The organism is Gemmatimonadaceae bacterium, from assembly GCA_037721215.1.
Taxonomy (GTDB): domain Bacteria; phylum Gemmatimonadota; class Gemmatimonadetes; order Gemmatimonadales; family Gemmatimonadaceae; genus UBA4720.
In genome coordinates this window covers 1-19,434 of the sequence record JBBJNV010000038.1, presented here as the reverse complement: position 1 = coordinate 19,434, position 19,434 = coordinate 1, and the positions used below count along the sequence as shown (strand labels likewise).

At 59.8% G+C, this 19,434-nt stretch carries 17 protein-coding genes; 16 read left to right on the top strand and 1 reads right to left on the bottom strand.

The annotated features are described in order from the left end of the window. From WKF55_15995 to WKF55_15930, 14 genes are all read left to right on the top strand, one after another. Positions 1–113: hypothetical protein (locus WKF55_15995; GenBank protein ID MEJ7761084.1), on the top strand; the 113-nt coding region annotated here is incomplete at its 5' end. A gap of 104 nt (positions 114–217) precedes the next feature. Beyond that, complete coding sequence (gene rpmG, locus WKF55_15990; protein MEJ7761083.1) at positions 218–370, top strand: 50S ribosomal protein L33; 153 nt, start codon at positions 218–220, stop codon at positions 368–370. Then, positions 371–607: a preprotein translocase subunit SecE gene (secE, locus tag WKF55_15985; protein ID MEJ7761082.1), complete on the top strand. Its 237-nt coding sequence runs from the start codon at positions 371–373 to the stop codon at positions 605–607. Then, positions 604–1,152, top strand: coding sequence for a transcription termination/antitermination protein NusG (nusG, locus tag WKF55_15980; protein ID MEJ7761081.1), 549 nt, complete (start codon positions 604–606; stop codon positions 1,150–1,152). Before secE ends, nusG begins: the two co-directional genes overlap by 4 nt. Before the next feature lie 978 nt (positions 1,153–2,130). Next, positions 2,131–2,466, top strand: coding sequence for a hypothetical protein (locus tag WKF55_15975; protein MEJ7761080.1), 336 nt, complete (start codon positions 2,131–2,133; stop codon positions 2,464–2,466). Positions 2,467–3,238: 772 nt separating this feature from the next. Next, a complete protein-coding gene (rplK, locus tag WKF55_15970) occupies positions 3,239–3,661 on the top strand; it encodes a 50S ribosomal protein L11 (GenBank protein ID MEJ7761079.1) in 423 nt (140 codons plus the stop codon). Next, entirely contained in the window at positions 3,661–4,350 is a 690-nt protein-coding gene (gene rplA / locus WKF55_15965) for a 50S ribosomal protein L1 (GenBank protein MEJ7761078.1), read from the top strand. Before rplK ends, rplA begins: the two co-directional genes overlap by 1 nt. Before the next feature lie 6 nt (positions 4,351–4,356). Next, complete coding sequence (gene rplJ, locus WKF55_15960) at positions 4,357–4,872, top strand: 50S ribosomal protein L10 (GenBank protein ID MEJ7761077.1); 516 nt, start codon at positions 4,357–4,359, stop codon at positions 4,870–4,872. A 38-nt stretch (positions 4,873–4,910) separates the two neighbouring features. After that, the gene (rplL, locus tag WKF55_15955; GenBank protein MEJ7761076.1) at positions 4,911–5,291 is read left to right on the top strand and encodes a 50S ribosomal protein L7/L12; all 381 of its coding nucleotides are present in this window, start codon (positions 4,911–4,913) and stop codon (positions 5,289–5,291) included. 189 nt (positions 5,292–5,480) lie between these two features. Further along, complete coding sequence (rpoB, locus tag WKF55_15950) at positions 5,481–10,088, top strand: DNA-directed RNA polymerase subunit beta (GenBank protein MEJ7761075.1); 4,608 nt, start codon at positions 5,481–5,483, stop codon at positions 10,086–10,088. Positions 10,089–10,091: 3 nt separating this feature from the next. After that, entirely contained in the window at positions 10,092–14,429 is a 4,338-nt protein-coding gene (gene rpoC, locus WKF55_15945; protein MEJ7761074.1) for a DNA-directed RNA polymerase subunit beta', read from the top strand. Between the two features lie 264 nt (positions 14,430–14,693). Beyond that, a complete protein-coding gene (locus WKF55_15940; protein ID MEJ7761073.1) occupies positions 14,694–15,332 on the top strand; it encodes a hypothetical protein in 639 nt (212 codons plus the stop codon). Positions 15,333–15,423: 91 nt separating this feature from the next. Continuing rightward, positions 15,424–16,185, top strand: a complete 762-nt coding sequence (locus tag WKF55_15935) for a PRC-barrel domain-containing protein (protein ID MEJ7761072.1) — start codon at positions 15,424–15,426, stop codon at positions 16,183–16,185. A 111-nt stretch (positions 16,186–16,296) separates the two neighbouring features. Next, on the top strand, positions 16,297–17,094 hold the full coding sequence (locus WKF55_15930) for a hypothetical protein (protein MEJ7761071.1): 798 nt from the start codon (positions 16,297–16,299) through the stop codon (positions 17,092–17,094). A 112-nt stretch (positions 17,095–17,206) separates the two neighbouring features. Here the strand turns inward: WKF55_15930 and WKF55_15925 are convergent, their stop codons facing one another. Then, positions 17,207–18,394: a L,D-transpeptidase gene (locus tag WKF55_15925; protein ID MEJ7761070.1), complete on the bottom strand. Its 1,188-nt coding sequence runs from the start codon at positions 18,392–18,394 to the stop codon at positions 17,207–17,209. A 188-nt stretch (positions 18,395–18,582) separates the two neighbouring features. Here WKF55_15925 and WKF55_15920 point away from each other — a divergent pair, with 188 nt between their 5' ends. Beyond that, the gene (locus tag WKF55_15920) at positions 18,583–19,098 is read left to right on the top strand and encodes a hypothetical protein (protein ID MEJ7761069.1); all 516 of its coding nucleotides are present in this window, start codon (positions 18,583–18,585) and stop codon (positions 19,096–19,098) included. 150 nt (positions 19,099–19,248) lie between these two features. Beyond that, positions 19,249–19,434: 30S ribosomal protein S12 (locus WKF55_15915; GenBank protein MEJ7761068.1), on the top strand; the 186-nt coding region annotated here is incomplete at its 3' end.

Genomic DNA, 19,434 nt, shown 5'->3' with positions numbered 1-19,434 from the left:
AGATGACGATCGAGCTGATAACGCCGATCGCGATGGACGAGGGTCTCCGGTTCGCGATCAGAGAGGGCGGCCGCACCGTCGGTGCCGGCGTCGTAACGAAAATTCTCAAGTAAACCGTTACCCGTTACCTGCTGCCCGCTAGCGTTACCTGATTCGGTTCTCATGAACTGGTGACAGGAAGCGGGCATCAGATGGCGCGGTTTCGAAGGAACCCATAGTGCCTCGCGACAAAATCATTCTGGCTTGCAGCGACTGCAAGAATCGCAACTACTTTTCCAAGAAGAACAAGCGTCTGCACCCCGAGCGCGTCGAGTGGAAGAAGTACTGCCCGCGCTGCAATTCGCACAAGCTCCACAAGGAAACGAAGTAAATGGCCGTCGAAGTAGTCCAGCGGCGCGAAACGCTTCCCACACGTGTCGCGACTTTCTATCAGGAAGTCGTGACCGAGATGCGGAAGGTTACATGGCCTGACCGCGAGCAGCTGAAGGACACGACGATAAAGATCATCATCTTCGTTCTCTTCATCGCTGCAATCCTGGGGCTCATCGATCTCGCGCTGCAGCTCGTGCTTGTCCAGGGCATTCCCTCGCTGTTCACGGGTCAATGATCGTGGACCACCGGTGGTACGCTATCCAGACTACGTCGGGCCATGAGAACAAGGTCAAGTCGCTGATTCAGCGGCGCATCGAGGCCGATCCGCGTTCGCCGGAGGATCGGTCTGTGCGTCAGGCGCTGGTGCCGACGCAGGAAGTCGTAGAGATAAAGAATGGCAAAAAGATCAATGTCGAGCGGAAGATCTATCCCGGCTACGTGCTCGTGGAGATGGTGATGGACCAGGAGACGTCGCATACCATCAACGGCATTCAGGGCGTGATCAAGTTCGTCGGTCACGAGCGGCTTCCGCAGCCGTTGCGCCCCGAGGAAGTCAACCGCCTGCTGGGCGTTTCTGACGATTCTACGCCGGAAGAAGTGAAGGAAGAGATTCCGTTTCTGGTCGGTCAGGCGGTTGCGATCACTGAGGGGCCGTTCACGGACTTCAATGGAACGGTTGAGGAAGTGATTGCCGACAAGGGCAAGGTTCGCGTGTCGGTTTCTCTCTTTGGGCGACCGACGTCGGTTGAGCTCGACTATCTTCAGCTCAAAGGATATTAGGGCGGCATCGGTGTAGGGAGGTCGGCGGCGGGTATCGGGATCATCGGCTAGTCTCGACTCGGTCGGAGCCCGCCTGAATGATCGCTTCCCTCCGGGAAGCTCAGCATTCAAAGCCGGCGGTCTCCTCGGTCGCTCGACACGCCTCTTCACCCGACACCCGCCGCCTCCCTTCCAGCTATGCCCGCGTAGTCTTCTGACGAGCTGAAGATGGACGGTTCGCCCTGGTCCTGCGTTTCAACGGGAGCCCGCCACTGAGGCGAAGGAATGGGATGACGACGAACGGCTACCACCAGCGCCGAACCCACGCATCCTAGCCGATCCATGCGTGGCCTGCGCGCGCGAACGAAGGCGAGCCGAAAAGCACCCCGAACGCTCCAGCTAGGGCCCCCGGAGAGGCACACCACTTGCGAAAACACATGTTGGTTGGTTTACGCAGGCGGGAGAGTTGGGTATGCGATTTCGGAACGCAGTCGTTGGTCATCAATTGCACTTCGCTAACCCTGCCCCCGGCTGTTAGACATACTCGGCTTGTGTCGGGTTCGTCTGATGACGGGACATCGTCGCGAGCGGAGCGCGCACGTCTCGGGCAAAATAGAGTTCCGTCAGGCCGAACCGGCACGAGACAGCAACGACCAGTGTCGCCTGAGTTCCGACTGCAATTGGGGAAACTGGAAGTTACTGACGCTCGGGTGCGCGCTCCTCGCAGCGGGTTGCGATAGGCGCGAGCCTTCGGTACCCAAAGCGGAAACGCCCACAGGTTTTGATTCCAGCGCTGGTGTGGGGGCACCGGCCCAGCATAGATCGCTGGCGGAGCAGAGCCGGCCATGCAGTGTAATTGTTTTCTCAAATCTGGATTGGAACGCGGCAAGTGCTGAAGTCCGCACGACGCGGCCTGCCCGCTACACTTTGCAGCGTTGGCTTTACGGTCCGGCAAAGCGGGGGGAAAGACAGCCCCGGCGAGTCTGGCTGGATCAGCGGGTGACACTCTCACCTGGCGGCACTTATCGCTCCGAGGCGCGGTTCGTCGATTCGGTTGCGAACCGTCCAGTCGAAACGAAAGTTGTCACATCCGGAAGGTACATGCGATCTTCCGCCGGAGTCGAGCGTCCGTTCAACGTATTCACTGGCAGAGTCGAGCGTCCGTTTATCGTCTTCACCGGACCGGACGGCGCTTGCGCCGCGCTTGAAGTCTCGGACGACGGGAATACACTTACGGGGGCGCAATTGCCGCCCCGCCATCAACGAGGGACCGGTGGCGGCGTTATCCACATTTATCGCCGGGAGCAACGCCCGCGCAGTCTTCCGACCAGCTAAAGATGGGCGGCTCGCCCTGGTCATGAGCACTTCATCGGGAGCCCGCCACTAAGGCGAACGAATGGGATGAAGCGCGGAATTAAGGAGTGTCGCGCGGTCTCAGCTCGCAGTCAAATGCCAGTGGCTGACGAACGGGACCTCGGCGGTAATTCGGGTTGCGGTCAATCAAAGCACTGCGAAGTCTTCCTGGTGAAACCCACTTACTATCATCCACCGGAGATAATTCGGGTCCATGTCGCTCGCCGCGCCTCTTCACGCGACGCCGGCTGCTTCTCTCCGCGACGACCGCGTATTCTTCCGACGAGCTGAAGATGACGTCCCGCCTTGGTCACCCGCCCGAAGCGCGAGCCCGCCCTTAAGGCGAAGAAATGGGATGGGGATGGTGGAAGTTTGCCGCCAGGTTGGGGAGTGAGTCGATGGGGTGCTGCGAAGGAGGCGCCCGCAGCAGCGAGGAGACCGGCGCTCTGTAGCGGAGCTTCCCGGAGGGAAGCGCAGCGAAAGCCGGGCTCCGTAGACTGCGAGGACTAGCCTCCGCAGTAGCATCCCATCGGCGAACGGCACTGCACCAGTACCAATCCACCGCACGCAGTTATATATTCGAAGGCTGTACCAGAGGCGGGAAACCGCCCAAGCTCATGGCCCTTGCGCGGGGCGGCCGATGAGGCGAGGAGCGCACGGTCGGATACCACTACGACCTTAAGACCAATCGTGGGAGTTCGATCCGCGAAGCAATGAGCATCAGCTCCCCGCGGGCACACGCAAAAGGAGTAACATGGCAAAAAAGGTCACTGGATTCGTCAAGCTGCAGATCCCTGCAGGCAAGGCGAACCCGGCGCCCCCCGTCGGCACCGCTCTCGGTCCGCAGGGAATCAACATCATGGCATTCTGCAAAGAGTTCAACGCTCGGACGCAGGGCATGGATACGATTCTCCCGGTCGAGATCACGATTTTCGCCGACAAATCCTTCACCTTCATCACCAAGACCCCGCCCGCGGCGGTCCTGCTGAAGAAAGAAGCAGGAATTGAAAAGGGCTCGGGTACGCCAAACCGCACCAAGGTCGGATCTGTCACAACAGCGCAGATACGAAAGATCGCCGAGATCAAGCTTCCGGATCTCAACTGCGACTCCGTCGAAGCCGCGATGGCGATGGTCGCCGGAGCCGCACGCTCGATGGGCGTCGAGGTGAAGGACTGATGCGCGGCCACGGAAAGAAGTACGCCGCGGTCGTCAAGGACCGCGACATCTCCACGCGCTATCAGCCGAAGCAGGCTCTCGATCTCGTCAAGTCAGCGGCATTCGCAAAATTCGATGAGACAGTCGAGATCGCCGTTCGTCTAGGCGTCGATCCGCGGCACGCCGACCAGGTGGTTCGCGGAACAGTCGTCCTGCCTGCCGGTACCGGCAAAACGGTGCGGGTGCTCGTCATCGCCGCCGGTGAAAAGGCACGCGAGGCGGAGCAGGCAGGCGCTGATTTCGTCGGCACGGAGTTCATTGCAAAGATCAAGGACAACTGGCTCGACTTCGATGTCCTCATCGCGACCCCAGACCAGATGGGCCAGCTCGGCGCATTGGGCAGGGTGCTCGGACCGCGTGGGCTCATGCCCAACCCCAAAGCCGGCACGGTGACGTTCGACGTCGCTCGCGCCGTTCGCGAGGTGAAGGCTGGAAAGATCGAATTCCGCGTCGACAAGAGCGGCAATGTACACGCCGCCATTGGCAAGGTCTCGTTTCCAGTGGAAGCACTGGAAACAAACTTCGCAGCGTTCATGGATCAGATCGTCCGCGCCAAGCCGGCAGCGGCAAAGGGTGTCTACGTGAGAAACGTGGCGATCTCGAGCACGATGGGGCCCGGCGTGTCCATCGATATCACACCTTACCGGTAACAGCGAATGAAGAGAACCGATAAGGAGCAGCTCGTCACCGAGCTGACGGACAAACTGAAGGGCGCGAAATCGCTCTACTACACTGACTTCACGGGACTGAACGTGAAGCGAATGACGGAACTCCGCCGCCGCCTCAAGCGCGCCGGTGTCGAATACGTCGTCATAAAGAACACGTTGGCGCTGCGCGCGGTCAACGAGAGCGGGCTTGCCGGCGAACGCCTCAGTGGCCCGACAGGTCTGGTGTTTGGAACAGATCCGGTTGCCGCCGCAAAGGTGCTGTCGGATTTCGCGAGAGAGTTCGAGCAGAAGCCGGCCGTAAAGGGCGGGATGCTCGATGGGAAGGCGATCGATACGGCGCAGGTGAAGCAACTCGCGTTGATGCCGTCCCGGGAGCAGATGCTGGCGGATCTTGGTGCTGGTTTGCAGTCCCCGATGGCCGCCTTTGCCGGCGCGCTCAACGGAATTCTTTACATGTTTGCAGGCGCGCTCGACGCGCTCAAGTCACAGCGCGAAGGCGCCTAATTTTTCCGGAGATAAATACAATGGCCACCGAAACCGCCATGAGCAAAGACGAAATTCTCGACGCCATCGGCAACATGTCAGTGTTCGAGCTCGCTGAGCTCATCGAAGCATTCAAGAGCAAGTTCAACGTCACCATCTCGGCCGCTGCCCCCTCGGCACCTGCCGCCGGTGGAGGCGGAGCTGCACCCGCCGCCGCTGTTGAGGAACAGACGGAGTTCAACGTCAACCTCAAGGCTGCCGGCGCGAAGAAAATCCAGGTCATCAAGGTCGTGCGCGAGCTGACCGGCCTGGGCCTGAAGGAAGCGAAGGATCTCGTCGATAGTGCGCCGAGCACCGTCAAGGCCGGCGTCACAAAGGATGAAGCCGCGGCAATGAGAGCAAAGCTCGAAGAGCAGGGCGCAGAAGTCGAAGTGAAGTAAGGGTCGCGCGGTTCGGCCGGTGGCTTCCAAGCCGCCGGTCAGGCCCGGCCCTCACTTTCACTTCGACGCCATGCTCTATAAAACCCGTCGCTCCACAACTGAAGGTTTTCCGTTTGCTCCAACCTGGTCCCGCGAAAATTTCGCGTGGTTCCGGGCTGGAGCTATTTGCGCCTGTACCGTAGGTGATAAATGCCTGAACTGATGAAGGAAATCTCATTCGCCAAGCTCGACCAGGGCATGAATATGCCCCACTTGCTCGACATCCAGACGCGCGCCTTCGAGGCTCTGCTGCAGCTGGATGCCGCCTCGCACGACCGCGAGGATATCGGGCTCGAGCGTGTTTTCAAGGACCTCTTCCCAATCACCGACGTCCACGAGAATTTCTCGCTGGAGTTCAAGAGCTACTCGCTCGGTGATCCCAAGTACTCAGTCGCCGAATGCATCGAGCGCGACATGACCTACTCGGCGCCGCTCAAGGCCACGCTTCAACTCGTTGTTTTCGAGGAGACCGAAGCAGGCAAGCGGCCGAAGAACATCATCGAGAAAGAAGTCTATCTCGGCGAGCTTCCGCGAATCACGCCACTCGGCACGTTCGTGATCAATGGGGCTGAGCGCGTCATCGTCAGCCAGCTGCACCGTTCGCCCGGCGTCGTCTTCGAAGAATCCACGCACCCCAACGGGCAGCGGCTCATCTCCGCACGCATTATCCCGTTCCGCGGCTCGTGGGTCGAGTTCACTGTCGATATCCATGACGTCATCTACGTCCACATCGACAAGAAGAAGAAATTCCCGGCAACGGCCCTGCTTCGCGCCTTCGGCTACGGAACGAACTCGTCCATTCATCGGCTTTTCTTCAGCGTTCGCGAGCTCGATCTGGTAAAGAAGCGTGAGAGCCGCGTCGACCAGCGCGAAATTCTGGGTGCAATTATCGCCGAGAGTGTCACTCTGGCTGGTGAGGCGATCGACCCGGAGGCGCCAAAGCTCAAGACGAAGAAAGCCCGTACGCAGCTCGAGCGCGATCAGGCGAATCTCGACATCAACGAGGGCGACGAGATCACCGAAGAGGTGCTCAATCGGTTGCGCCGCCTGAACATCGACAAGGTGAAGGTCTTCGCGTCGTACACGACTGTCGATCTCCGGGATGAGATGGACGCAATCGAGCGCAACGAACGCCCGGTGCGCCGCGTGCTTGCGCTCGATGTCGTCGACCTCGAGACCGGCGAAGTCATCGTCGACAAGGATGTATCGCTGTCCGACACTGTCATCAGGAAGATCCGCAAAGCGGAGATCACGAAGGTGCAGGTATTCGTCGAAAGCGGACGTGCGGAATCTCCGCTTATCCGCAAGACTCTCGACAAGGATCCGACACACGCCGAAGAAGAGGCGTTGAAGCAGATCTACTCGCTCCTTCGTCCCGGCGATGCACCCAATCGCGAAACGGCCAAGCAGGCCCTCGAGCGGTTGTTCTTCTCGCCCAAGCGCTACGATCTGGGCCGGGTCGGCAGGTACAAGATCAACCAGCGGCTGCTCACCAACCGGCCGGCCAGTGAGACGGTACTGACGAAAGAGGATTTCGTGGCGATCATCCGCTACCTCATGGAGCTGCATGAGGGTCGCGGTTACACGGACGATATCGATCACCTCGGTAATCGCCGCATCCGCTCGGTCGGAGAGCTGATCGCCAATCAGTTCTCGGTGGGGCTGTCGCGGATGGCGAGACTGGTCAAGGAGCGGATGTCGATCAACACCGATCCTGAAAAAATCTCGCTCGACGATCTCGTCAACGCGCGAACGGTGTCGGCGGTAATCCAGGCTTTCTTTGGATCTTCGCAGCTGTCGCAGTTCATGGATCAGACCAATCCGCTTGCGGAGCTCACACACAAGCGCCGTCTGTCAGCGCTTGGACCAGGCGGTCTTACCCGCGAGCGCGCCGGCTTTGAAGTACGTGACGTTCATTACTCCCAGTACGGCCGCATGTGTCCGATCGAGACGCCGGAAGGCCCGAACATCGGTCTCATTACGTCGCTCGCCTGCTTTGCGCAGGTCAACGACCTCGGCTTTATCGAGACGCCGTACCGGGTCGTGAAAAACGGAAAGGTTACCGAAGAGATCTCGTGGCTCGACGCGAACCGTGAAGAGGACATCATCATCGCGCAGGCCAACGCGCGCCTGAATGCCGACGGGTCATTCGTCGATGAGCTGGTGCTGTGCCGCCAGCGCGGTGACGTTCCGCTCACGGTCCCCACACGCATCGACTACATGGACGTTGCGCCGGAGCAGCTCGTATCTATTGCTGCCGCATTGATTCCGTTCCTCGAGCATGACGATGCCAACCGCGCATTGATGGGCTCGAACATGCAGCGGCAGGCAGTTCCATTACTCAATCCCCGTACGCCGCTGGTGGGCACCGGCCTGGAACAGAAAGTCGCGCGCGATTCAGGCGCCGTGATCATCGCCCAGCGTCCCGGCACCGTCACCAGCGTTACTGCCGACGAGATCATCGTCGACACGGGGTCGTCGGAGCGCGGCAGAAGCGACCCCGACCGTCCGTTGCATGGGCTGACCAAGCACGACCGATACAAGATCAAAAAGTACTGGCGCACGAACCAGGACACAGCGATCAATCAGCGTCCCATCGTTCGCCGTGGCCAGAAAGTGCAGGCCGGCGATGTTCTCGCTGACGGAGCGTCGACTGAGTTCGGTCAGCTCGCGCTTGGCGCAAATGTCACGGTAGCGTTTATGCCGTGGTATGGGCACAACTTCGAAGATGCCATCGTGCTCTCGGAGCGCCTGGTGAAGGAGGATGTGTATTCGTCCATCCACATCCAGGAATTGGAGCTGCATGTCCGCGACACCAAGCGCGGCCAGGAAGAAATCACGCGCGAGATTCCGAACGTCGCCGAGGAGGCGCTTACGGATCTCGACGAGCGTGGCATCGTTCGTATTGGAGCCCATGTAAAGCCGGGCGACATTCTCGTCGGCAAGATCACTCCGAAGGGAGAAACAGAGCTTTCACCTGAAGAGAAGCTTCTCACCGCGATCTTCGGTGAAAAGGCAAAGGATGTAAAGGATTCATCGCTCAAGGTTCCGCCGGGAATGGAAGGCGTCGTCATCGATGTCAAGATCTTCTCGCGCGTGGACGATCAGGTCGTGGAAAAGGATCGTGGCGAGCGCATCGGTGACATTCGCCGTCTCGAGGGCGAGGAGAAGATCCGCGTCAACGAAGTCCGTGATGTCGAGCTCGTCGAACTGTTGGAAGGTCAGACCGTGTCGATGGCGCTGAAAAGCGGTACGGTGGAAGAGGGAATCGAGGCAGGCACCAAGCTTACCGCCGCAATGCTTGCCGACATCAAGCTCGCATCGCTCGACCTCAAGACATTCCGTGTCGAGAACAAATCGGTGAACGACAAGATCCGGACGATCATCGACGCGGCTAACGAAGAGAAGGGAAAGCTCGAAGAGAAAGCCGAAGAGCGGATCGATCGCGTACTTCAGCCGGACGAACTGCCCCCGGGCGTAATCCAGCTCGTGAAGGTCTACATGGCCGAGAAGCGGAAGGTCTCGGTCGGCGACAAGATGGCGGGACGTCACGGCAACAAGGGTATCGTTGCCCGGATCGTTCCCGAAGAAGATATGCCGTTCCTGCCGGATGGGCGTCCGGTGGACATTGTCCTGAACCCGCTCGGTGTTCCAAGCCGGATGAACGTCGGCCAGATTCTCGAAACCCACCTCGGCTGGGCTGCGAGACTGCTCGGCTTCTATGCCAAGACGCCGGTGTTCCAGGGAGCGAATGAGCGCGAGATCGGGCTGTTGCTCAAGCTCGCCGCGGTCACTTGGCTGCGGGATGCGCTCGATCTGCAGACCCCCGGTGTAAGAATCGCGGATGACGAGCTGCGCGGCGTGATAATGGACACACGCCACGACATCGTCGGAGAAGGCGAGCGCGTCGAGCTGCTCGGCGATGCGACGATCAACGATCTGTCCAAGCGGGGAGTATCACCGGCGACGCGCGATGTCTTCAACCGGATCCGTGACTTTGTCACTGCCGCAGCAAGGGAGCTGGCGGGCCGCGAGTACGGCGAGATGGATAATCAGATTGCGTTCCATAGGGAACCGGACGGAGACGACGAAATGAACCAGGCCGACCGCGCGGAGTTCCGCACGGTTGGCACTCAGATCGAAAAGCGCCGGAGCGCCGAGGAAGAGTCCGTGCTTGGCAGCCTCGAGCTTCCGGCACTATCCGCTTCGCTCGGCAAGAAGTCTGATATCGATGTCGACCTTGCGTGTGGCGAGCTCATGCGCCTCGCCGGAATTTCGGCGGGTGGCAAAGTCCGACTTCGCGATGGGCGTACTGGTGAGACCTTCTCGAACCCGGTAACGGTGGGCGAGATCTACATGCTCAAGCTGTCGCACCTTGTCGATGACAAGATCCACGCGCGCAGCATCGGACCGTACTCGCTTGTCACGCAGCAACCGCTTGCGGGCAAGGCGCAGTTCGGTGGACAGCGTTTTGGAGAGATGGAAGTGTGGGCTCTTGAAGCCTACGGCGCGGCGCACACCCTCCAGGAGATTCTCACCGTCAAGTCCGACGATGTGAACGGCCGCAGCAGAGTGTACGAGGCGATCGTGAAAGGGCAGAATCTCCCGGAGCCGGGAATTCCCGAGTCGTTCAACGTGCTCGTGCAGGAGTTGAAGGCGCTTGGAATTCACGTCAGCATGGGAGCGAACGTGACGAGTGGTTATGGGCTGGGCAACAGTGGCTCCATGAACGGCAACGGTAATGGGAGCGAGGAGTAATACATGATTGATTTCCGCAGTTCGCGCGAAACCCGCGCATCTTCTTTTGACTACATCCAGGTACGCATCGCCTCACCCGAGGAGATGCGCGGGCCGAAGGATCCCAAGGAGCGCGAGCGCCTCGAGATGTCGGGGCTCCGCACCTGGTGGTCGTGGGGCGAGGTACTGAAGCCCGAAACCATCAACTACCGGTCGTTCAAGCCGGAGAAGGACGGCCTCTTCTGCGAGCGCATCTTCGGTCCCGTGAAGGACTGGGAGTGCCATTGCGGCAAGTACAAGAGAATTCGGTATCGTGGTGTCATCTGCGATCGCTGCGGCGTCGAAGTGACCCTTGCCCGCGTACGTCGCGAGCGCATGGGCCACATCGAGCTCGCCGTACCCGTCGCCCATATCTGGTTCTTCAAGACTCTGCCGAGTCCGATGGGGAATCTCGTTGACCTGACGCTTCGCGATCTCGAGAAAGTCATTTATTACTCGAATTACGTGGTCATCGAGCCGGGCAAGCAGGAAGTGATGCAGAACGAGCTGCTCGACGAAGACCGGTTTCTCGATCTGAAGCAGAAGGCGAAGGACGAAAACGACAACGCGTTCTTTGCCGATATTGGCGCGCCTGCGGTGCGCGAGCTACTCAAGCGGATCGATGTCGACAAGGTCGCAACTACGCTCCGCGCCGGTCTCGTTGACGAGGGCTCCCAGCACCGCAAGAAGCAGATGCTCAAGCGGCTCAAGGTTGTTGACGCATTCCGCAACTCTGGTGACTCAGGCAACACGCGCAACAAGGCAGAGTGGATGATCATGGACGTGATCCCGGTCATTCCGCCGGATCTGCGTCCGCTCGTTCCGCTCGATGGCGGCCGCTTTGCCACATCCGACCTGAACGATTTGTATCGCCGCGTCATCAACCGCAATAACCGGCTGATGAAGCTGATTTCTCATCGCGCGCCCGAAGTCATTCTCCGTAACGAGAAGCGCATGCTTCAGGAAGCGGTGGATGCATTGTTCGACAACGGTCGCCGCTCAAAGGCAATCCGCGGCCGCGGCAAGCGTCCTCTCAAGTCGCTGTCCGACATGCTCAAGGGCAAGCAGGGCCGGTTCCGTCAGAACCTGCTCGGCAAGCGCGTCGATTATTCGGGTCGTTCGGTGATCGTGGTCGGTCCGGAGCTCAAGCTGCACCAGTGCGGATTGCCCAAGGCAATGGCACTGGAGCTGTTCAAGCCGTTCATAATTCATAAGCTCGTCGAGAAGGGAATCGCCGAGACGGTGAAGCGGGCGAAGAAGATCGTCGAGAAGGAATCTCCTGAGGTCTATGAGATTCTCGAGGAGATTATTCGCGATCACCCGGTGCTTCTGAACCGTGCGCCTACGTTGCACAGGCTCGGTATCCAGGCATTCGAGCCAGTGCTGGTCGAAGGCAAGGCTATTCGTATTCACCCGCTCGTCTGCGCGGCGTTCAATGCTGATTTCGACGGCGACCAGATGGCGGTGCACGTGCCGCTCTCGTTCGAAGCGCAGCTCGAGTGCCGTCTGCTCATGCTGTCGTCAAACAACATTCTGAAGCCATCCGACGGACGTCCGGTCGCCGAGCCCAGCCAGGACATCGTGCTTGGCTGTTACTTCGCGACCAAAGCGCCAGCGGACTTCGCGACGGTTTTTGCCAACGGCGCAAAGTCAGTCAAGCGATTCAGCGGGATCGCCGAGGTCGAGGTCGCGCTCGCTCAGGGTCGGGTGACCTATCAGTCGCCGATTCTGTACTGGGTGAAGGATGTAACGGGAATCGAAGCGAAGGACATCGACGGGGCCAACTGGGTTCGCACGACGGCTGGCCGCGCGATGTTCAACGGAATCATTCCGGAAGAACTGCCCTACCAGAACCGCGACATGAAGAAAAAGGCGCTTGGGGAGCTGGTCTTCGAGTCGTATCGGAGAGCTGGTCTCAAGGGCACGGTTCCGTTCCTCGATCGACTCAAGGAATTCGGATTCCGCAATGCGACGCGCGGTGGAATCTCCATCGGCATCGAGGATCTTCATATCCCGGCCGAAAAGGAAGGTCTGCTGCAGGAAGCCACTGAGCGCGTCGAGCGTTTCCAGCGTGCTTACCAGACCGGTAACATCACTAACGGCGAGCGCTACAATAAGGTCATCGATACGTGGACCCACGCGAACTCCGATGTAGCGGACGCGATGGTGCGCGCGATGGCGAAGTCGAACGAAGGGTTCAACCCCGTGTTCATGATGTTCGACTCAGGCTCCCGTGGTTCGCGCGATCAGATCCGTCAGCTCGCCGGTATGCGCGGCCTGATGGCGAAGCCGCAGAAGAAGCTCACCGGTGGTATCGGCGAAATTATCGAGAGCCCGATCAAGTCGAATTTCCGCGAAGGGCTGTCGGTTCTCGAGTACTTCATTTCGACCCACGGCGCCCGCAAGGGTCTGGCCGACACTGCGCTCAAGACGGCAGATGCCGGTTATCTGACGCGGCGGCTCGTGGACGTCGCACAGGACGTGACGATTACCGAGGAGGATTGCGGTACGATTCTCGGTCTCGACGTTGGAGCGTTGAAGGAAGGAGAAGACATCATCGAGCCGCTGGCCGAGCGAATTGTCGGTACCGTGGCAGCCGAGGATATCGAGGATCCGCATGAGACCAACCAGGGTCGTCCGACGCTGATGGCGGAAGCCGGTCAGCTGATCGACGAAGACATGGCGCGGACCATCGAGGATTCGGGGATCGAGACAGTTCGGATTCGATCGGTGCTCACCTGCGAAGCGAAGCGTGGACTCTGCCAGATGTGCTACGGGCGGAACCTTGCGACGATGTCGATGGTGGACAAGGGAGAGGCGGTTGGCATCATCGCCGCGCAGTCGATTGGAGAGCCGGGCACGCAGCTCACTCTGCGGACATTCCACATTGGTGGAACCGCTGCACGTATCGCTGAACAGACGGCGAGAAAATCGAAGGTGGACGGCGTGATCGAGTATGGCGATCGACTAATCAGCGTGACTAACGCGGATGGTTTGCAGATCGTTACATCTTACGAGGGCGATCTTCAGATCCGGGCAGCGAACGAGAGCAACAAGATCGGCGCGCGGCTTCAGGTGCCTCTTGGCGCAACGCTGATGGTGAAGGATGGCGAAGAGGTCAGGAAGGATCAGGTGATCTTCACGTGGGATCCGTACAGCAACCCGATCATCTCGGATGTGGAAGGCATTATCCGGTTTGAGGATCTGAGAGAGGAGGAGTCTGTTTCCGAGGAACTCGATGAGCTGACAGGAATGCGTCAGACGGTTGTCATCGAGGATCGCGAAAAGAAACTCCATCCGCACATTGAGATCTGGGAAATCAAGGGCGCGAAGGAAAAGCGTCTGCGTGACTTCGTCATGCCGGTCGGCGCTCAGCTTGCCGTCAAGGATGGAGAGCGCATCACTGCGGGAACCATTCTCGCCAAGGTCAGCCGCGAGGCGTACAAGACTCGCGACATCACCGGCGGTCTGCCGCGTGTGGCCGAGTTGTTCGAGGCACGGAAGCCGAAGGATCCAGCGACGGTGTCCGAGATCGACGGTGTTGTGCGGTTCGGCGACATCAAGCGCGGCAAGCGCGAGATCTTTGTTCGTCCTGCCAACCTTGTCGATGGCGTTTCGGTGCCGGACGATCAGTCGGGAGAGCATACGTACGAAGTTGGGGCAGGGAAGCACTTGCGGGTGCACGAGGGCGATAGGGTGCGCGCCGGTGATCGTCTGTCCGAGGGTCCCGTGAATCCGCACGATATTCTGCGAATCAAGGGCCCGCGTGCGGTGCAGGAGTATCTGTTGAACGAAGTGCAGGAGGTTTACCGTCTGCAGGGTGTGAAGATCAACGACAAGCACATTGGCGTGATCGTCAGGCAGATGCTTCAGAAGGTGCGAGTGCTCGACAGCGGAGACACGCCGTTTCTCGAGGGTGAGCACGTCGACAAGCAGAACTTCCGCGACTCCAACGAGCGGGCGAAGAAGAAGAAGGACGCACCGGCGAGCTCCGAGCCGTTGCTGCTGGGTATTACCAAGGCAAGTCTGACGACTCAGTCGTTCATTTCTGCGGCGAGCTTCCAGGAGACTACGCGGGTTCTTACTGACGCGGCTATTCGCGGGGCGCGGGATGAGCTGATGGGGTTGAAGGAGAACATTATCATCGGTCACCTCATTCCGGCTGGTACTGGTATGTACAGGTATCAGGAAGTGGATATCGAGGGTGCGCCGCAGCCGCCGGAGCCGGAGATACTTCTGGAGCCGAGCATTGCCGAGATTCTGGCGGAGCCGGATATTGAGGATGTGCTCCCGGCGATGGTGACGGCGGACGAGCAGGCGTAGCGAACGCCGGATTAGTCATAGAAGAGGAGGGGAGGGGCTTAGGCTCCTCCCCTCCTTGCGTGTCAAGCAACGACGTAGCCGGAATCGCGACAGGCGCCGGGATTCTGCAGTTTCTCCGGCAAGCTGATAGCAACTGCCTGAGCGCGCCGGAGCTGTTGGGGGGAGAAGAAGGAAGGGAAAAGACTTGGAACGCGCGTTGCAGTATGCTGTCTTCGGCTCCAACGGTTTTCCCGAGCCACGACCGCTAGACACACGAGGATGGCGATGGCAGAGATTCCGATTCAGAAGAAGGCCGGTGGGAGCATGCTGCCGTGGCTGTTGGGAGCGTTGCTTTTGGCGGCGGTGCTGTGGTTTCTGTTCGGCCGCGGAGGCGACAACGTCGAGCCCCTTGTCACTGACATCGGGCCGGCGCCGACGGTTGGCCCGGTCACGGGGGATTCCGCCACGGCGGGTCCCGTTGAGGATGCCGCGGGATCACCGGCTGCCGTACAGGAGTTCGCAACGTTCGTAGCCGCAACAGATGCAAATCGTGACGAAGCAGCCCAGCACGCATACTCGGCTGGCGGAATTCGGCGGCTCGCCGATGCCCTGGATGCCCTGGACGGCAACGGCGACCAGAATTCCGCCGCGCTGGCCAACATGAGGAAGCAGGCCGACGCGCTCCAGGACAAAAGCGCTGGCTCTGGCCACGCCGCCATGACCCGGTCCGCGTTCGCGTCGGCGGTGGACATCTTCGCCGGTCGCGAGCGGAGCAATCCGGCAGAGAGCACGAATGCAGCGAAGGTTCGCAGCGCGGCCAGCAACCTCAAGACGGATCGAGACCTGCTCGCACAGAAGGCCACGATTCAGAGTTTCTTCGAAGCTGCGCGTAACGCGCTTCAGGCTGCACGCTCGACCACCTGAGCAACCCGACGACGCGTGGCATCAGCGGACTCAGCACGAAATTCGTCGCCTGACTGTCGGCTGTGATCCCCGTCTTATGAGAGGACTGGAAATGGACAATGAAATGGGCGACCGGGAAATGGATTCGGTGATGATGCCGCTTGGGGAACTGAATGATTTCGAAGTCGCGGATGACTTTCCCGACCCGCGGGGATGGGACGTTTTTGCCTCCGACGGCAGGCAGGTGGGCAAAGTCAACGAGTTGATCGTCGATTCAGCGGCAATGCAGACACGGTATCTCGATATTAGACTTGGCGGCGAGATAGCTGATGGTGATGAGCGACGGGTGCTCGTGCCCGTCGGCGCCGCGCAGCTCGACGACGCGAAAGACAATGTCATGCTGGGATCGCTGACGGCGGATCAGCTGACCCGGTTGCCGGCGTACAACGGCGAAGAAATAACACGCGACTACGAAAATTCGATCGCGCAGCAGGTGGGGACTGGCGCCACTACGGGAGCGTCCGCGACGCCGCCAAAGGATTTCTACTCGGCTCCGCAGTTCGATGAAGGACGCTTCTACGCGCCACGCAGGGACGCGGCTTCCGCCGCCAGAAAATCTTCGGCGCGCGATGCCGACGAAAAGATCACCCCGGCAGAGGAAGAGCTTTCGGCCAGCAAAGAGCGTGTCAGGGCGGGCGAAGTAAGTATCAAGCGACGCATCGAGACGGAGCACGTATCGAAGCCAGTGACGAAGATGCATGAAAAGGTAAATGTGGAACGCCGCCCGCTCGAAGCAGGCGCCGCTGGGGAAGAGCGGATCGACGTAGACGACCAGACTCGCAGAACCGCGTCCAACAGCCGCGAACGCGCCTGAAACTGGCAACGGCTGGGTTCATGCACTGACCAGCGACCGTGAAAGAAGGGGAAGCCGTCTGAGCTTCCCCTTTTTTTCGGATGCGAATTACACCTCTTTCGGAGTTGACCGATGCAAGACACTACTATCTACACGATGCCTCCCCTTGCGCCCGCGCCTGTAGCCGAGACCGGCAAGTCGATAGGCGATACTTTCATGGAGTCGCTCACCGGCGCGTTGACGATGGTTCTCAACGCAATCCCGCGGATACTCGGCTTCATCATCATCGTCGCGATCGGCTGGTTCATAGCCGGACTGCTGGCGAAGGGTGTCAAGGCGATTCTCAAGGCGATCAACTTCGACAACATCGTTACCAAGAGCGGGATCGGCGGGTTCATGCAGAAGCTGGGGGGGGGCGATCCCGCCAACCTGATAGCCGGAATCGTGAAGTGGATCGTGCGCGTGATCGTACTGCTGGTTGCGTTTGACATTCTCGGGCTCCCGGCCGTGTCCGACGTGCTCAGCCAGTTGCTGTTGTGGCTGCCAAACCTGATCGTTGCGCTCGTGATCCTGTTCCTGGCGGGCATCCTTGCCAACGCGTTGGCTGGGATTGTCCAGGCGTCGACGGCCGACGCCGGGTTCGGAAATCCTGATCTGCTTTCGAATATTGCACGCACTGCAGTGTGGGCGTTTGGCATTGTGGTCGCCGTCAATCAGCTCGGTATCGCTCAGACCCTGGTTAACACATTGTTTATGGGCTTCGTCGGTGCGCTGGCACTTGCCACCGGGCTTGCTTTCGGATTGGGGGGAAAGGAGCGTGCGGCGCAGTCACTCGATTCATGGTACAGGAAGGCAGAGGAGGCCAGGCCGAAGGCTGAGGCAGCGGTCAGGTCGGCGGCGGATAGCGCTCCGTTCGAAGATCAGGTGTAGCGCTGTTCCGCAACTGTATTACCGAGGGAGGTCCTTGAAGGATAAAAAGGGGGGAAAGATTCTCGAGTCTTTCCCCCCTTCCTGATCGCGCGGCACCGCGACGGCGGTATGCCTACTGGAACTCGACCGTTGTGCCGCTCTTGACTCCAGCCGACAAGTCCCGCGCATCCCAGTTGGTGAGTCGTACACAGCCATGTGAATTTGCATAGCCGATGGTTTCCGGCGATGAAGTGCCGTGGATCCCGAAGTGCGGCTTCGACAATGCCATCCAGACGACACCTACCGGCGAGTTGGGCCCGGCCGGCAAATTTGCCTTGGGTCGACTATCGGGCACTTCGGCGAAGAGGGTCGGCTGATAAAGGAAAGTTGGGTCCTGAGCAATCCTGGTGACCTTGTACTCGCCAGCATCGGGGGAAGGATCGTAGCCCGCACCAAGGGTGGACGGGGCGTGCCAGACGATCTTGCCGCTGGCATCCAATCCGTGAAGCCAGAAATTCTTCTTCGAAATGACGATCTGGGTAACGGGCGGAGCAGGGGTGGCAGGCGGACCGGCGACATTGGGCACCGAGAGCTGCGTCCCCGCCGAGATCGAGTCCATGCTGACCCCCGGGTTGAGCTGCACGAGCACTCTCTCTGAGGTGTGAAACCGTTCGGCGAGAGCCTCAGCGACGGATGCATAGCAAAGGCAATCGAGCTTTGCCTGCTCGTAGACGTCCTCCGGAATTTTGACGAACGGGCCTTTCACATCGTCTGCGGTGACAGTGTACCGGGCAATCAGCGGAGTCGTCGCCGCAACAGTCACGAGCTGCTGATAAGTGGCTTGATCGATGACGGCAGTTGAACCCGTCACGCCGTCGACGCTGGTGGTATCGATACCATTCGCAAATCTGAACCACCGCAGCGCCTTTGCCGCGTTATCGCCCCACATACCGTCGATGATTCCCGGAGAAAAGTTTGCCCGGTCGAGGAGGATCTGGACGTGCAGGGTGGAAGGCCCTTCGGGCGGAATCGCCGCTGGAAACCTGGCGATCTTCGCTTCCGTTGCGGGGGACGTGATCCGCTTGAAAGCAGTATCGTAAGCAGCGAATCGGGCCATCCTCGCTCCGGTACCGGCGGTGTCCTCGGCGAACGCCGCATAGGAAGGCGTGGCGATAATCTCATCGCTCGCTGCGGTTGCGGGCGGGGCCGACCCGGCAGTGGCGGCATCGTCGTCAACCACGCAGGCGGCGAGTGACAGGGCACTTAGTGCCCCGGTCGCGATGCGGCGCAGTCGGGGGGTTTTGATAGTAGAGATAGGCATGCGGTAATACCTGTCAAGTTTGGGGCCGTCTCAATCAGGAATATGCGGCGCCGCCCTCAGTTCGACTCCACGGCCCCCAACCAAGCCCGGCGAATTGTAGTGGCTTGTGAGGTTCCTACGTCAACCTACGTATTTTGGAGCCAGGATTCCGAAGGTATGATCGGGCGAACCCTACATGGAGAGCCACGATGCGCCTTTCGATTTCGGGTCTTTCGGCCCTGTTGCTTATTGCTGCAATTCGCGCCGCCGGCGCTCAGGATATCGCCTCACTTCAGGCCGGGGCGAGGATCAGACTTGACCCCGTGTATGGTGGGGCTGTTACGGCCACGCTTTCAGGCGTAAGCCCGGATTCCATCAAATACCTTCTCGAACGATCCGGAGCTCAGGTCACCGCGCTGGGGTTATCTGAGGTGAAACGTCTCGATGTCAGCCGCGGACGCAGCAGGAAGCGGGGCGCGTTGTTGAAGGGCCTGACTGGTCTCGCCGTCGGCGCAGCGGGCGGTGCTGCCCTCGGCGCGCTCACCTACGAGGAGTACGTGCAGGAACGAGGCGACTGGTTGGGCTGCTTGATCATATGTTCTCGCGGTGACAACGCCTTGTACGTCGGGTCTGCTGGTGGTTTGGCGGGCGTCGTGCTTGGCACAATCTACGGGGCAGTGATGGGGCACGAGCAGTGGGAGCGGGTGCCATTGCGCTCCCGGTGACATTTCTGTTGGCGTAAGACCGGGGTGACATTTCTATCGACGTTTGACACCGTCTGGGATCCGGGTTGACACTAACCCCTGCCCGGTCTTAATTTTACGGGCTAACCTCGCTGTCTTTCGCGGGGGATTTTTTACACCCCACAAGCTTTAATGCCAACTATCAATCAGCTCGTTCGGCAGAGCCGCCGCGACGTACAGAAGAAAGAGAAAGCACCAGCGCTCAAGTCCAACCCACAGAAGCGTGGCGTTTGCACCCGTGTTTACACGACGACTCCAAAGAAGCCTAATTCTGCACTTCGGAAAGTTGCTCGCGTGCGCCTCACCAACGGGTTTGAG

What these genes read in the sequence shown, in the direction of transcription:
- nusG (MEJ7761081.1), top strand. Translation starts at nt 604, where the DNA reads ATGATCGTGGACCACCGGTGGTACGCTATCCAGACTACGTCGGGCCAT.
- WKF55_15940 (MEJ7761073.1), top strand. Translation starts at nt 14,694, where the DNA reads ATGGCAGAGATTCCGATTCAGAAGAAGGCCGGTGGGAGCATGCTGCCG.
- rplJ (MEJ7761077.1), top strand. Translation starts at nt 4,357, where the DNA reads ATGAAGAGAACCGATAAGGAGCAGCTCGTCACCGAGCTGACGGACAAA.
- secE (MEJ7761082.1), top strand. Translation starts at nt 371, where the DNA reads ATGGCCGTCGAAGTAGTCCAGCGGCGCGAAACGCTTCCCACACGTGTC.
- rpoC (MEJ7761074.1), top strand. Translation starts at nt 10,092, where the DNA reads ATGATTGATTTCCGCAGTTCGCGCGAAACCCGCGCATCTTCTTTTGAC.
- rplK (MEJ7761079.1), top strand. Translation starts at nt 3,239, where the DNA reads ATGGCAAAAAAGGTCACTGGATTCGTCAAGCTGCAGATCCCTGCAGGC.
- rplA (MEJ7761078.1), top strand. Translation starts at nt 3,661, where the DNA reads ATGCGCGGCCACGGAAAGAAGTACGCCGCGGTCGTCAAGGACCGCGAC.
- rplL (MEJ7761076.1), top strand. Translation starts at nt 4,911, where the DNA reads ATGAGCAAAGACGAAATTCTCGACGCCATCGGCAACATGTCAGTGTTC.
- rpoB (MEJ7761075.1), top strand. Translation starts at nt 5,481, where the DNA reads ATGCCTGAACTGATGAAGGAAATCTCATTCGCCAAGCTCGACCAGGGC.
- WKF55_15920 (MEJ7761069.1), top strand. Translation starts at nt 18,583, where the DNA reads ATGCGCCTTTCGATTTCGGGTCTTTCGGCCCTGTTGCTTATTGCTGCA.
- WKF55_15935 (MEJ7761072.1), top strand. Translation starts at nt 15,424, where the DNA reads ATGGACAATGAAATGGGCGACCGGGAAATGGATTCGGTGATGATGCCG.
- WKF55_15925 (MEJ7761070.1), bottom strand. Translation starts at nt 18,394, where the DNA reads ATGCCTATCTCTACTATCAAAACCCCCCGACTGCGCCGCATCGCGACC.
- WKF55_15930 (MEJ7761071.1), top strand. Translation starts at nt 16,297, where the DNA reads ATGCAAGACACTACTATCTACACGATGCCTCCCCTTGCGCCCGCGCCT.